Source organism: Pelagivirga sediminicola (assembly GCF_003072125.1).
GTDB lineage: Bacteria > Pseudomonadota > Alphaproteobacteria > Rhodobacterales > Rhodobacteraceae > Roseovarius > Roseovarius sediminicola.
This window is the reverse complement of sequence record NZ_QCYH01000001.1, coordinates 53936-67340: the sequence shown is the minus strand read 5'-3', so window position 1 is coordinate 67340 and position 13405 is coordinate 53936. Positions and strand designations below refer to the sequence as shown.

The following is a 13405-nucleotide window of genomic DNA, read 5'->3' as shown; positions in this document are numbered from 1 at the left end:
CCATCTATACATGCTGCTCCGCGATCGCCGAGAGACAGCCAAACAGCGCGCAGTCGCCGCTCCGGCGAGGCGGTCACTGCATCTGGCGCTGGACGATATCGGTCAGCTCGGTCAGGGAAAACGGCTTTGGCAGGAAAACGGAGTTGGGAATGCGCGCCTGGGTGTCGCCGAAATCCTCTTCGGCATACCCGGACACAAAAACCACACGTGTATCCGGCCGCGTCTTCATCGCTTCCTGCACCCAACTGGGGCCATCCATGCCCGGCATGACCACATCGGTCACGAAGACATCGACGCAGATCGTCTCGTCCTGCAGGATTTCAAGCGCTTCCTCGGCCGATTCCGCCTCCAGAACCGTGAATCCCCGCATCTGCAACGCGCGCGACGCAAAGGCGCGAACAGGTGCCTCATCTTCCACGAGCAGCACCAGCCCTTCGGCCGAGGCCGCTTCGATCTGCGCCGCGGGCTTCGCACCGGCGCGCGGGGCGACCGTCTCATGCGCCGGGAACATCAGGAAAAACGTGGTGCCAACACCTTCCTCGCTGTCGGCAAATATGAAACCGCCGGTCTGTTTCACGATCCCATAGGCCGTCGAAAGCCCCAGCCCGGTGCCCTCTCCGGTCCGTTTCGTGGTGAAAAACGGCTCGAACACCTTTTGCAGCCGGTCCGCCGGAATCCCCGTGCCCTCATCCGTCACGCTGATCCGAACCCACGGGCCGGCGGAAACCTCGGCGCGGTCCCGATGCATCGGGGCATCCAACGTGATGTTGCGCGTCTCGATCCTGATTTCGCCGCCATCCGGCATCGCATCGCGCGCATTGACGACGAGATTCATCACGACCTGCTCGAACTGGCGTTTGTCCGCACGGATCGACGACAATGTCGGATCATGGTTCAACGACAGCACCACCTTTTCACCGACCAGACGGTTCAGAAGGTGGGTCAGATCGGACATCGCGTCGCGCAGATCCATGACTTCGGGGCGCAGTGTCTGTTTGCGCGAATAGGCCAGCAACTGGTTCACCAATGACGCCGCCCGATTGGCATTCTGATGGATCTGCAGCAGGTCACCATAGTCCGAATCGCCTTGGTCATGGCGCAGCAGCAGCAGGTCGCAATGACCGGAAATCGCCGTCAGCAGGTTGTTGAAATCATGCGCGACCCCGCCGGCCAATTGTCCGATCGCCTGCATTTTTTGCGACTGGACGAACTGCGCCTCCAGGGATTTCAGTTGTGTTGCGTCATTCAACACCGCGATCAGCACGGGCTCGCCGTCCTCGAAGGCGCGGTTCAGGGTGACCTGTATGAAAACCTCGCGATCGGAGCGGCGCACCCGCAAGAATTCTGAGTGAAGCGCGCCGCGGGCCAGTGCGGCATCCTCCAGCCAGTCGGGGATCGACCGCCCCAACCCTTCCAGAAGGTCGGTAATCTGACGCCCCGTCGAGGCATCGCAGCCCAGCAGATCGTTCGCGGGCTGATTGCTTTGCTGGATCGTTCCGTCCCGGGTCAGCTTCAGCAGCGGCACGGGCAGATCGTCAAAGAAGGTCCACCCGGTTTTCGTCGGCGCATGCTCGGCCAGACCGGGCAGCAGGAACACCTCACGGCGCCCGGCGATGCCTTCCAGCTCAACCACGAGGCATGGCTGCGGGCCGGTCTGCGTGCTGATGTCGTTCATCTGCCCGGTCCGCAGCGGCAACGCCGGACAGATGCGGTCCAGCGTGCGCGCCCGCTCACCGATCAGCAGCCGGGCTGCGTCATTCATGAAAAGGATCGCGTTGTTGCGTCCCACAGTCAGCATCGGCAGCGGAACCGCGTCGCTGCGCCGCGCGGCCATGTCGGCCGATTTCTCGATCCGCCAAAGCATCGCATCGGTGCCGGACTTGTGCACCGACAGGCGCACGTGGCCCGAGCCCGTAACGACATCCTCATGGGCCGATCCGCGTGCACCGGCGCGTGTCTGCAGCCTGTAGAGAAGCGCGCCGGGATTGGCGATCAGCGGCTGCAGCGCAGCGGCCAATGTCGGGCAGCGCCGCGCCTTGTAGGTCCGCTCGGCCGCGTCGTTGCAATAGACGATCCCGCCATCCGGCCCGGTCAGCACGCTGGGCGCCGCGTCATGCTCGATCAGGGTGCGGACGGATCCCTCTGCACGCGCACCGGCGCGGTCCTCGACCCAGGACAGCAGGAAGATCCAGCCTGCGCTGAACCCCAGCATCAATGCAACAAGCGCCATCACCTGCTGTTCCAGCCCAGGCCGGATCAGGAACGCGGATATCGCGAACAAAATGGCCGAACCCAAAACCAGCCCGGCATGCGGCCTCATCTGCGCCGCCGCCCGCTTGATCGGGTCAAGTGTCGTCGAGGAAATGGTCAAACCTGAAAGCCCTGCACTGCGACTCGTTTCCCAAACTAGTGGTGCAAATCCCTTAATTCCGACTTAACGCCGGTCGGATTGCCCGCTTGGGTTGCGCAGGATCGTATCAATCGCGCCCAAGATGCGCCACGAAGAAGCCATCGCCACCATCGGTCACGTCGAACCTGTGGGTTTTTCGCCGCACCCAGCCGGGCGTCGCCGCCAGAAACGCGTCAATCTGCGCCTCGTTCTCGGCCGCCAAAACCGAGCAGGTCGCATAGATCAGCTGCCCCCCCGGCGCCACCAGCGGTGCGGCCTCGGTCAGGATCTGCGCCTGAATTTCGGTCAGTTCGGACAGCCTTGCGGGCGTAAGGCTCCATTTCGCTTCTGGCGTGCGGCGCCAGGTGCCGCTTCCTGAACAGGGAGCGTCGCATAAGACGATATCAAACAGATGCTTATCGGGCGAAGGTAATGTGTTCAGAGGCTCGATCCGCACCCCGGCCCGCGCCGCGCGCTCCGGCAGATCCTGCATGCGCCCGGGATCGATATCATGCGCAAAGATGCGGGCATCACTGCGCGCCGCCAAGGCCAGCGCCTTGCCGCCGCCACCGGCGCAGTAATCAAGGATGGTTTTCGCCCCAGACAGATCGATACCGTCCATCGCCGCCTGGCTCGATCCGTCCTGAAGCTCGACCAGCCCGTCGTGATAGGCGCGGCTCTGAGCCACTCGCCGGGCGCCTTCGGAGACAGTCAGCGCCGTCTCGGCGACGGGGTGAGAAGCGCTGATGATCCTCTCATGCGCCAATGCGTCGATGGCGCCCGTCACGTCAGCCTTTCGGCGATTGACCCGCAACATGACGGGCGCGCGCTCCCGCAGGGCCATGACCGTCTGCTCGGCACTGGGTCCAAGCGATGCGTGAAATTCCGCCAAGAGCCAGTCCGGCATGTCGCAGGCATCCGCGCCGGTTGGCTGCGCACCGGCGGCGCGCTCGTCCGCGCTCAGGGGCGCGGGGGCATAGCCTTCGCCGGTAAAAAGCGCCGCCGGATCGTCGCCCGCGGCGCGCAAAGCGCCGATCATGCGCGCGCGCCCCGTCTCGGCCCCGCCGAGCACGGCATAGGATCGCCAGCAGCGCAGCGCCTGAAACACGTGATCGCGCACGGCCGCCCGGTCACCCGATCCGGCAAAGCGCGACCGCCGCGCCCAGCCGATCAGCGCCTTTTCAGCGACGGTGCCCGCTGCGATCAAATCCAGCACCTCGATCGCCGCCAGAACGCGGGCGCCGGGGGTCATCCGCGAGCGTCCGACAAAGCAACATGAAGAACCGCCAGCAACATCTTGATGTTACGATCCTATCCGATAGTTCGGCGACTCGCGCGTTATCTGAACGTCATGCACATGGCTCTCGCTCAGCCCGGCTCCAGTGATGCGCACGAACTCGCAATCGCGGCGCATCTCGGCAATCGTGCCGCAGCCGGTATAGCCCATCGCGGCGCGCAAACCGCCGACCAGCTGATGAATGACCGCGCCGGCCGAGCCCTTGTAGGGCACCTGCCCCTCGATGCCCTCGGGGACCAGCTTGTCACTGGCGGCGTCCTTCTGGAAGTAGCGGTCGGCGCTGCCGCGCGCCATGGCACCAAGGCTGCCCATCCCGCGATATGCCTTGTAGGAGCGGCCCTGGAACAGGATCATTTCGCCGGGCGCCTCGTCAGTGCCGGCGATCATGCTGCCGACCATGGCGCAGGAGGCGCCGGCGGCGATCGCCTTGGCAAAATCGCCCGAGAACTTGATGCCGCCATCGGCGATGATGGGCACGTCGCCCGCGGCCGCCACGCAATCCATGATCGCGGTCAGCTGCGGCACGCCGACACCGGCAACCATGCGCGTGGTGCAGATGCTGCCCGGCCCGATGCCGACCTTGACGGCATCGGCGCCCGCGTCGATCAGCGCGCGCACCGCGTCGCCCGTGGCGACGTTGCCGGCCACGATCTGCGTCTCCCCGGCCATCTTCTTGGCGCGGCGCACCGCCTCGGCCACGCCGGAGGAGTGGCCATGCGCGGTGTCGATCACGATCATGTCGCAGCCCGCATCGATCAGCGCCTCGGTCCGCTCGAACCCGGCATCGCCGGTAGTGGTCGCGGCGGCCACGCGCAGACGGCCCAGCCGGTCCTTGCAGGCCGAGGGGTTCAGCACCGCCTGCTCGGTATCCTTCAGCGTCAGAAGGCCGGTCAGCTTGCCCGCCCCGTCCGTGACCAGCAGCTTTTCGATGCGCCGCGCCTTCATCAGCGATTTCGCCTCTTCCAGATCGGCGGGCTCGTGCAGGATCGCCAGATCGTCCGAGGTCATCATCACGCTCACCGGCGTGTCGGCGTCCTGCGCGAAGCGCATGTCGCGGTTCGTGACGATCCCGACGACACGGCCCGATCCGTCCACCACCGGAAATCCGGTGACGTTGTACTGCTCCTGCAGCGCCTTGGCGTCGGCCAGCGTCTGGTTCGGCGTCAGGGTGATCGGGTTATAGACGATTCCGGACACGAACCGCTTGACCTGCCGCACCTCGGCCGCCTGGCGCTCCACGTCGAAATTGCGGTGGATCACGCCCATGCCGCCGAACTGCGCCATGCAGATCGCCATGCGCGCCTCGGTCACCGTGTCCATGGCCGAGCTGAGCAGCGGAATTGTCAGCGAAATCGATTTGGTCACCTGCGTGCGAACATCGGCGGTGCTGGGCAGCACGGTCGAGGCGGCGGGAACCAGAAGCACATCATCGAAGGTCAAAGCCTCACGAATCTTCATCACGTTTCTCCATGAACAGATCGTTTGGCCATTCCCTATTTCACGGATACAACCGGGGCGAAAGGCAAAAGGTGCCTTGCCTGCGGGCGCGGGCGATGGCTACCTGATGGCGCAGACAACAGCGGAGATTTCGGCATGAGCGGACATGACTACGATACCGGGCGGATGAACCTGCCCTTCGTCGGCATCTCGACCTTCGGCAAGCGCCCCTATGTCGAGGACTGGAGCGCCATCGACGCCGATATCGCCATCCTCGGCGCGCCCTTCGACGGCGGCACGCAGTTTCGCCCCGGCGCGCGTTTCGGGCCGCGTGCGGTGCGCGAGGCGTCGACCCTCTTCAGCTTTGGCCATGGCGGCGCCTACGATCACGAGGATGACGTGACCTACCTGCCCTCGGACGTGCGCATCGTCGATATCGGCGACGCCGACATCATCCACACCGACACCGCGCAAAGCCACGCCAACATCGCGTCCGGGGTGCGTGCGATCCTTGATGCCGGCGCCCTGCCCGTCGTCATCGGCGGCGATCACTCGATCAACATCCCCTGCATCGACGCCTTTGAAGGGCGCGGCGACATCCACATCCTGCAGATCGACGCGCATCTCGATTTCGTGGACGAACGGCACGGCGTGCGCAACGGGCACGGCAACCCGATGCGCCGCGCCGCCGAAAAACCTTACGTCACCGGCCTCACGCAGGTCGGCATCCGCAACGTCAGCTCTACCGCGAAGGACGGCTATGACGCCGCCCGCGCCATGGGCGCCGACATCGTCTCGGTCCGCCAGACGCGTGCCATGGGCACCGAGGCGCTGGCGGCGCGCATCCCCAAGGGCGCGCGCGTCTATATCACGCTCGATATCGACGGGTTCTGCCCCTCCATCGCCCCCGGCACCGGCACGCCCAGCCATGGCGGCTTTCTCTATTACGAGGTGCTGGAGCTGCTGCAGACCGTCGCGAAAGCGCATGAGATCGTCGGCATCGATTTGGTCGAGGTCGCCCCGGCCTATGACGCGGGCGACACCACCTCGGTGCTGGCGGCGCAGGTGCTGCTGAATCTCCTCGGCTTCATCATGCATGCGCGGCGCGGATAAGGCGCCCTCTCTTGATCCAAGACCCGTGGGTTCAGACGCCGCGCGACCGCCGGACGCCGCTCGGCCCGCCTTCATCTTGGCCAAAATACTCCCGCCGGGGGCGTCCGGCGGGTCCAACGATCAAAACCTGACGGCAAAACGCAACAAATGCAAAGATCGGCGCCCTCCTGCGACACTTTATCCGCGCCATGCGCTTGACGCGCCCCGGCGGCGGCCATAATGTCCGCCTCGCACGCATAAAGGAATGGTCCAATGGAGCCGCTCGTAGTAATCACCGGGAAAACGCGCATGGGCCGCTAGTCAGGCACCCTGAGGATCCCCCCATGCGCCCCCGCCAAAACGGGGGCTTTTTTATGCGCGCAAGCGAATTGATGTCATGAACGGAGCAAAGCGATGACACGTCAGATGACCGGAGCGAAAATGGTGGTTCAGGCCCTCAAGGACCAGGGCGTGGACGTCGTCTTTGGCTATCCCGGCGGCGCTGTCCTGCCGATCTATGACGAGGTATTCCAGCAAAACGGCATCCAGCACATCCTGGTGCGCCACGAGCAGGGCGCGGTCCATGCGGCCGAGGGCTATGCGCGCTCCACCGGCAAGCCGGGCGTAGTGCTGGTCACTTCCGGGCCGGGCGCGACCAACGCGGTGACGGGCCTGACCGATGCGCTGCTGGACTCGATCCCGATCGTCGTGCTGACCGGACAGGTGCCCACCTTCATGATCGGCTCGGACGCGTTTCAGGAGGCCGATACCGTCGGCATCACGCGCCCCTGCACCAAACACAACTGGCTGGTCAAGGATACGGCCAAGCTGTCCGCGATCATCCACGAGGCGTTCCATGTCGCCACCGCCGGCCGCCCCGGCCCGGTGCTGGTGGATATCCCGAAGGATGTGCAATTCGCCTCCGCCATCTACACGCCGCCGCAAAAGGTGCGCACCGGCCACTATCAGCCGCAGGTCAAGGGCGATCTGGATGCCATCACCGAACTGGTGGCGGCGCTGGAGACCGCGAAACGCCCCGTCTTCTACACCGGCGGCGGCGTCATCAACTCCGGCCCCGCGGCCAGCCAGCTTTTGCGCGAACTGGTGGATGCGACGGGCATCCCGATCACCTCGACGCTCATGGGCCTTGGTGCCTATCCCGCCAGCGGCAAGCACTGGCTGGGGATGCTGGGCATGCACGGCCTTTATGAGGCGAACATGGCGATGCATGATTGCGATCTGATGATCAATATCGGCGCGCGCTTTGACGACCGCATCACCGGGCGGCTGGACGCCTTCAGCCCCGGCTCGAAAAAGGCGCATATCGACATCGACCCTTCCTCGATCAACAAGGTGATCAAGGCCGACATTCCCATCGTCGGCGACATCGCCCATGTGCTGGAGGATCTGCTGAAGGTCTGGAAATCGCGCGGCCGCAAGGTGAACGCCGAGGCCATCGCCAAGTGGAACGCCCGCATCGACGAGTGGCGCAAGGTCGATTGCCTCAGCTTCAAGCAGGACGGCCCGACGATCAAGCCGCAACATGCCCTCGCGCGGCTTGAGGCGCTGACCAAGGGCCATGACCGCTATATCACCACCGAGGTCGGCCAGCATCAGATGTGGGCGGCGCAATATCTCGGCTTCGAGGATCCGAACCGCTGGATGACGTCGGGCGGGCTTGGCACGATGGGCTACGGATTTCCGGCGTCCATCGGCGTGCAGATGGCGCATCGCGATGCGCTGGTCATCAACGTGGCGGGCGAGGCAAGCTGGCTGATGAACATGCAGGAGATGGGCACCGCGATCCAGTTCCGCCTGCCCGTCAAGCAGTTCATCCTCAACAACGAACGCCTCGGCATGGTGCGCCAGTGGCAGGAGCTTCTGCATGGCGAGCGCTATTCGCACAGCTGGTCCGAGGCCCTGCCCGATTTCGTGAAACTGGCCGAAGCCTTCGGCGCCAAGGGCATCCGCTGCTCGGACCCCGCCGATCTGGACGATGCGATCATGGAGATGATCAATTACGACGGCCCGGTGATCTTCGATTGCCTCGTGGAAAAGCACGAGAACTGCTTCCCGATGATCCCCTCGGGCGAGCCGCATAACAAGATGCTGCTGGGCGAGGCGTCGACCAAGGATGCGATCGGCTCCAAGGGCGCGGTAATGGTTTAAGAGCGGCGCGCATCCCACGCCACCCAAAGGATTTTTCGCAGAAAAATCGCGCCCCCGGGGGCGCAGCTGCAAAGGAGACAAGGCAATGTCCGCACTGAACATCAAGAAAGGCTCGAACAAGCATTCGGCCTATAACCTGCGCCCCAACTTCTCGGATATCGAGGAGAGCCATACCCTCGCCGTCATCGTCGACAACGAGGCCGGCGTTCTGGCCCGCGTCATCGGCCTCTTTTCCGGGCGCGGCTATAACATCGACAGCCTCACCGTGGCCGAGATCGACCACGAGGGGCATACCAGCCGCATCACCATCGTCACCACCGGCACGCCGCAGGTGATCGAGCAGATCAAGGCGCAACTCGGCCGCATCGTTCCCGTCCACCGGGTGCGCGATCTGACGGTCGAGGGCCGCGCGGTCGAGCGCGAACTGGCCCTGCTGAAGGTCAACGGCGAGGGCGAGAAACGCGTCGAGGCGCTGCGTCTCGCGGATATTTTCCGCGCGAACGTGGTGGACAGCACGCTGGACAGCTTCACCTTCGAAATCACCGGCACGTCCGAGAAAATCGGCGCCTTCGCCGATCTGATGCGCCCCTTGGGCCTGTCCGATCTTGCCCGCACCGGCATCGCGGCCCTGCCGCGCGGCGCCTGACGGCTACGGCCTTGGTGCCGGAACGATGAAGGGCGGACCTTGGCGGGTCCGCCCTTTTCAATGGCTGCGCGGCGTCAAAATGTCAGGCTGACGCCAGAAGGCGCGCCCGCTCGAACGGGATGATCTCGGCCGGAGTGCCATAATTGGCCGCAACCGGCGGCGCGGACCTGCCCGGGCGCATCCGCGCGCCCGCTTTCTTCAGCTCTGCGTTCAGCGTGGGATGGCTGCGCCGGGTTACGAGGCGCGGCATGTCCGCAAGCCGCATGTCGCCGCAATCGCGCAGCTCAAACTCGACCAGATCGCCGGCCGTCATCCCGGAATCGCCGTCCTTGGCGCCCTTGTAGAACGCCAGATCCCCGTGATCCTCGCACCAGATGACAGCGCGATTTTGACGCGCGTCAGCCCACAGAACGACTCCATACATATATTGATCCCCAATTCTTTCCGTCTTCTGGCGCCCTGCCAATGCGCCATACTCGATGCTGCCCCGCGGCGCATTTGACGCTTGCTAAGCCTTTCCGCCCGGGGCATTCCCTGCATCCAAATTGGGATGTTATGCAGCGTTGCGCCATGTCTTAATGCGCATCGCACATGCCCTTTTTGTGTCATGCCCGTCAAAATCTGACGCCAATGCGCGTCAGCACAGTGACAAGCTGCTGCGAACATGGTCAGATGGCACGTGGCAGCACCCGCCCCGCAAGGTATGAGACAGACGGCGATGACACAGCGCGACACCCTTTTCAACCGGCCAACATTCTGGCATTGCAGGGTATTTGTGTCACGCGAAGGCCCCGCGCGGCCCCGAATCCCGGCATGACGGACACCCCGAGTCGCCAAGGTGACACCCAGACCGACCCGGCCCGTTTGCGGGCGATATTCGGCGAAAACCTGCGCATGCTCAGCGCCGAATACCCCTCGGTCGCCGGGATGTGCCGGGATCTGGGAATCAACCGGACGCAATTCAATCGCTATCTCAGCGGCGAGAGCTTTCCGCGCCCGGACGTTTTGCATCGCATCTGCCAGTTCTTCGGTACGGATGCGCGGATCCTCCTGGAGCGCGCAAGCGGTCTCAGCCGCGCGTCCTATGATCTGCTGGGTCATCCCGCCCTTGCCGGATTCTTCGGCGGCGCGCCGATCGGAGTGCCCAAGGAGATCTTTCCCAATGGCGTCTATCGTTTCGTGCGCCGCAGCTTCATCGACGAGGAGATGTTCGTCATGGGGCTGGTGCTGATCCACCGCGAGGACGGTTATACGTTCCTGCGCGGCTACGAGCCGCGCGAGGCCTTGCGCAAACAGGGCCTGTCCACCGCACCGCGCGACCGCGAGTATCGCGGCATCGTCATGCGGCAGGAGGAAGGCCTCATGATGATCGTCACCCACCGCAATTCGATGGCCTGCTCGTTCAATTTCCTTGCGCAGGACACGTCGTTTCAGCGCAACCTGTGGGAAGGCTATGTCACCCGCACGGTCCGCGAACGTGTCAGCGGCATCCGCGCCGCGCGCATGGTGTACGAGCATCTGGGCGACGATATGACCACGATCATCGCCACCGCGCGCACCACCGGGCTGATCGCGCGCGAAGCCGTGCCGCCCTTCCACGCGCGCCTGTTGCGGCTGGACCAGCCCTTTCGCTGAAAACGCCATTCATGTCGCAGTGAGCAAAGTCACGTCGCGTCCGTTCGGTCCGCGCCGGCAAATCCCTGCTTAGCTGGCTGCGTCACTGATCGCCAATGGAGCCTGACATGACCCTGACCGACCTGTCGAACGTCCGGACATCCGTGGACCGCGCCAACGGCCTGCCGAACGCGCATTACATCGATCCCGCCGTGTTCGAGGAAGAAAAGCACGCGCTGCTCTTTTCGCAATGGGCCGGGCTTGCCGTCGCCGCGGACGTGCCCGAGCCGGGCGATGCCGTCCCGCTGACGTTCCTTGGCATGCCCCTGCTGCTGATCCGCGACAAGGACGGCGATGTGCGTGTGTTTCAGAACATCTGCCGCCACCGCGGCATGATCCTGGTGGATGCCCCCCGCAAGATCGAGGGCGCGATCCGCTGCCCTTATCATTCATGGTGCTACTCGACCAAGGGCGAGCTGGTCTCGACACCCCATGTCGGCGGGCCGGGCCAGAACACCCATGCGGCGATCAAGCGCAGCGAGCTGGGCCTGAACGAGGTGCGCGCCCATGTCTGGCGCGATGTGGTCTGGATCAACCTGTCCGGCGATGCGCCCGAATTCGAAACAGCCATGTCGCATATCATCGAGCGCTGGCGCGATTTCGACCTGCCGCTGCACCACGGCGGCCATGGCAGCCGCTTCACGCTGGAGGTGCAATGCAACTGGAAACTGGCGGTCGAGAATTACTGCGAAAGCTATCATCTGCCTTGGGTGCATCCCGGCCTCAACAGCTATTCGCGGCTGGAGGATCACTATCACATCGAAGAGCCTGCGGCCTATTCCGGTCAAGGCACGATGGTCTACCGCCAGCTGACCAATGAGGATGGCGACAGGTTCCCCGATTTCGAGGATGTCGGCGCCAAGTGGAACGAGCAGGCCGAGTACATCGCCGTCTATCCCAACGTTCTGCTGGGCGCGCACCGCGATCACGCCTATGCCATCATCCTTGAGCCGCAAGGCCCCGAGCGGACGGCCGAGCATGTGCATATCTACTATGCCGTTCCCGCCGCCGACGACGGGCTCAAGATGCGCAACACCCAGCTGTGGAAAGGCGTCTTCGAGGAGGACATCTTCGTTGTCGAGGGCATGCAGAAGGGCCGCCATGTGACGCAGTTCGACGGCGGCCGTTTTTCGCCCGTGATGGACAGCCCGACGCATTGCTTCCACGCTTGGGTGGCCGGCAAGGTCGAGGCGCATCGCGGGCTGAAGCAGGCAGCGGAATGAGCGGCGATCTGCATAGCCGCATGCTGGATGCGCATGCGCGTCCCGATCCGGCCGCGCTGATCGCGCTTTATACCGAGGCCGCCGATTGCGCCAATGATCTGGACGCGTCCTGCTTTTACCTGACCCACGCCTATGTCTTTGCGCTGGAGGCCGGCGCGCCGCAGGCCCGGCATCTGCACCGGCGCCTTGTGCGTCACGGGCGCGAGGAATAGCGCGCTCAGCCCGCCTCGCACAGCAGCCGGTAGAGGTGCCATGTCGCGTGGCCCAGCAGCGGCAGCACGATGAAAAGGCCCAGGAAGCCCGGTAAGAGCGCGAGAAACGTCGCCACCGCGATGAACAATGCCCAGCCCAGCATCACCACGGGATGCGCGATGACCACGCCAAAGCTGGTGATCATCGCGGTGACGAAATCCACCTCCCGGTCCAGAAGCAGCGGCAGCGCGATCACGGTGATCATGTAGATCAGCAGCGCGAACAGCCCGCCGACGACGCTGCCCACCACCAGCATCCCCATGCCTTCGGGCGTCAGGTAGATCTGAAAGGACGTGGACACATTCGTCATCGTCGAAAAGCCCATGAACAGCGCAAAGATCATGTGCGCGATGAAGAACCAGAACAGGAACGCCATCACGATGATGACGCAGATCGACGGCAGCTGTCGCTGCCCCTGTCGCCGGATGACGCCGAAGATCGCGCCGGGTGTCAGCGGCAACCGCTGCTCCAGCCGGTTGCTGACCTCGTAAAGCCCCACGGCCGCGAATGGCCCGATCAGCGGGAAACTGACGGCCGCGAAGGTCAGCCAATAGGTATGCCCCGTCGCCACCGTGACCCAGACCATCAGCCACCCGATCGCCACGTAAACCCCGGCAAAGACCACCGCATATCCCGGCGCGCGCGTCATGTCGCGCCAGCCGCGGCGCAGCGCCTCGCGCAGCATCGCCAGATCGGGCGTGCCCAGTTCCGGCACCCCCATTTCAGGCAGCGCGCCCTCCAGCGCGGTTGCGTCCCTCTCCTGCATCCCTGCCCTCCTGCAATGCGCGCCGTGAAACTTTGGGCAAGCTGTACAGTTACCCCCGCAAGACATCACCATAACGAAAGGAATTGTCCCATGTCATCGTCCAAATCCCAGGAAGAGATCTGGCGCGAATGGCGCGATCTTGTGAACATGGCGCCGCAGGAGCTGGAGGATTGGCTGGAAACCGATGCGTCGAAATCGGTCGGAGACAGCGATCAGGGCGAATCCACCGGCCACGCGTCAGGCCGCCGCATCGTCCGGATCAAGCGAACGAACAAGGATGATCTGAGCCAAGATCAATGGGACCACATGGCCAAGGTCGTCGGCTATATCAAGCGCCACCTGGCCCAGGGCGGCCCGGACAATGACACCGAACATTCCGACTGGCGCTATTCGCTGATGAACTGGGGCCACGACCCGCTGAAGTAGCGCGGGGGGGCCTTCATCTTGGGAAAAATACTCA

General features: G+C 64.2%; 12 protein-coding genes. 7 read left to right on the top strand and 5 right to left on the bottom strand.

Annotation, left to right across the window (positions count from 1 at the left end):
- Positions 1-73: 73 nt before the first annotated feature.
- From DC366_RS00230 to guaB, 3 genes are all read right to left on the bottom strand, one after another.
- A complete protein-coding gene (locus tag DC366_RS00230) occupies positions 74-2320 on the bottom strand; it encodes an ATP-binding protein (RefSeq protein WP_108690197.1) in 2247 nt (748 codons plus the stop codon).
- A gap of 157 nt (positions 2321-2477) precedes the next feature.
- Positions 2478-3641, bottom strand: a complete 1164-nt coding sequence (locus tag DC366_RS00225; protein ID WP_108690196.1) for an RsmB/NOP family class I SAM-dependent RNA methyltransferase — start codon at positions 3639-3641, stop codon at positions 2478-2480.
- A gap of 51 nt (positions 3642-3692) precedes the next feature.
- Entirely contained in the window at positions 3693-5144 is a 1452-nt protein-coding gene (gene guaB, locus DC366_RS00220) for an IMP dehydrogenase (protein WP_108690195.1), read from the bottom strand.
- 135 nt (positions 5145-5279) lie between these two features.
- Between guaB and speB the strand changes: the two genes are divergently transcribed.
- The 3 genes from speB to ilvN all read left to right on the top strand — a co-directional run bounded on the left by speB (position 5280) and on the right by ilvN (position 9030).
- The gene (speB, locus tag DC366_RS00215; protein ID WP_108690194.1) at positions 5280-6236 is read left to right on the top strand and encodes an agmatinase; all 957 of its coding nucleotides are present in this window, start codon (positions 5280-5282) and stop codon (positions 6234-6236) included.
- A 393-nt stretch (positions 6237-6629) separates the two neighbouring features.
- The gene (locus DC366_RS00210; RefSeq protein WP_108690193.1) at positions 6630-8384 is read left to right on the top strand and encodes an acetolactate synthase 3 large subunit; all 1755 of its coding nucleotides are present in this window, start codon (positions 6630-6632) and stop codon (positions 8382-8384) included.
- A gap of 85 nt (positions 8385-8469) precedes the next feature.
- Positions 8470-9030, top strand: coding sequence for an acetolactate synthase small subunit (gene ilvN, locus DC366_RS00205; RefSeq protein ID WP_108690192.1), 561 nt, complete (start codon positions 8470-8472; stop codon positions 9028-9030).
- Positions 9031-9112: 82 nt separating this feature from the next.
- Here ilvN and DC366_RS00200 read toward each other — a convergent pair whose 3' ends face one another.
- Complete coding sequence (locus tag DC366_RS00200; protein ID WP_108690191.1) at positions 9113-9454, bottom strand: hypothetical protein; 342 nt, start codon at positions 9452-9454, stop codon at positions 9113-9115.
- 389 nt (positions 9455-9843) lie between these two features.
- Here DC366_RS00200 and DC366_RS00195 point away from each other — a divergent pair, with 389 nt between their 5' ends.
- From DC366_RS00195 to DC366_RS00185, 3 genes are all read left to right on the top strand, one after another.
- Complete coding sequence (locus tag DC366_RS00195; RefSeq protein ID WP_207768637.1) at positions 9844-10665, top strand: helix-turn-helix domain-containing protein; 822 nt, start codon at positions 9844-9846, stop codon at positions 10663-10665.
- Positions 10666-10772: 107 nt separating this feature from the next.
- A complete protein-coding gene (locus DC366_RS00190) occupies positions 10773-11927 on the top strand; it encodes an aromatic ring-hydroxylating oxygenase subunit alpha (RefSeq protein WP_108690768.1) in 1155 nt (384 codons plus the stop codon).
- Positions 11924-12139 carry a hypothetical protein gene (locus DC366_RS00185; protein ID WP_108690190.1) on the top strand — a complete coding sequence of 72 codons (216 nt, stop codon included), beginning with the start codon at positions 11924-11926 and terminating at the stop codon, positions 12137-12139. Before DC366_RS00190 ends, DC366_RS00185 begins: the two co-directional genes overlap by 4 nt.
- A gap of 5 nt (positions 12140-12144) precedes the next feature.
- Here DC366_RS00185 and DC366_RS00180 read toward each other — a convergent pair whose 3' ends face one another.
- Positions 12145-12945: a DUF2189 domain-containing protein gene (locus tag DC366_RS00180; protein ID WP_108690189.1), complete on the bottom strand. Its 801-nt coding sequence runs from the start codon at positions 12943-12945 to the stop codon at positions 12145-12147.
- A gap of 90 nt (positions 12946-13035) precedes the next feature.
- Between DC366_RS00180 and DC366_RS00175 the strand changes: the two genes are divergently transcribed.
- On the top strand, positions 13036-13371 hold the full coding sequence (locus tag DC366_RS00175) for a DUF3140 domain-containing protein (protein ID WP_108690188.1): 336 nt from the start codon (positions 13036-13038) through the stop codon (positions 13369-13371).
- Positions 13372-13405 lie beyond the last annotated feature (34 nt).

Excerpts from the sequence above, each read along its gene's own strand:
- DC366_RS00200 (WP_108690191.1), bottom strand. The coding sequence starts at position 9,454 with ATGTATGGAGTCGTTCTGTGGGCTGACGCGCGTCAAAATCGCGCTGTC.
- DC366_RS00175 (WP_108690188.1), top strand. The coding sequence starts at position 13,036 with ATGTCATCGTCCAAATCCCAGGAAGAGATCTGGCGCGAATGGCGCGAT.
- speB (WP_108690194.1), top strand. The coding sequence starts at position 5,280 with ATGAGCGGACATGACTACGATACCGGGCGGATGAACCTGCCCTTCGTC.
- DC366_RS00210 (WP_108690193.1), top strand. The coding sequence starts at position 6,630 with ATGACACGTCAGATGACCGGAGCGAAAATGGTGGTTCAGGCCCTCAAG.
- DC366_RS00225 (WP_108690196.1), bottom strand. The coding sequence starts at position 3,641 with ATGACCCCCGGCGCCCGCGTTCTGGCGGCGATCGAGGTGCTGGATTTG.
- guaB (WP_108690195.1), bottom strand. The coding sequence starts at position 5,144 with ATGAAGATTCGTGAGGCTTTGACCTTCGATGATGTGCTTCTGGTTCCC.
- DC366_RS00180 (WP_108690189.1), bottom strand. The coding sequence starts at position 12,945 with ATGCAGGAGAGGGACGCAACCGCGCTGGAGGGCGCGCTGCCTGAAATG.
- DC366_RS00190 (WP_108690768.1), top strand. The coding sequence starts at position 10,773 with ATGACCCTGACCGACCTGTCGAACGTCCGGACATCCGTGGACCGCGCC.
- DC366_RS00230 (WP_108690197.1), bottom strand. The coding sequence starts at position 2,320 with ATGAGGCCGCATGCCGGGCTGGTTTTGGGTTCGGCCATTTTGTTCGCG.
- DC366_RS00195 (WP_207768637.1), top strand. The coding sequence starts at position 9,844 with ATGACGGACACCCCGAGTCGCCAAGGTGACACCCAGACCGACCCGGCC.
- DC366_RS00185 (WP_108690190.1), top strand. The coding sequence starts at position 11,924 with ATGAGCGGCGATCTGCATAGCCGCATGCTGGATGCGCATGCGCGTCCC.
- ilvN (WP_108690192.1), top strand. The coding sequence starts at position 8,470 with ATGTCCGCACTGAACATCAAGAAAGGCTCGAACAAGCATTCGGCCTAT.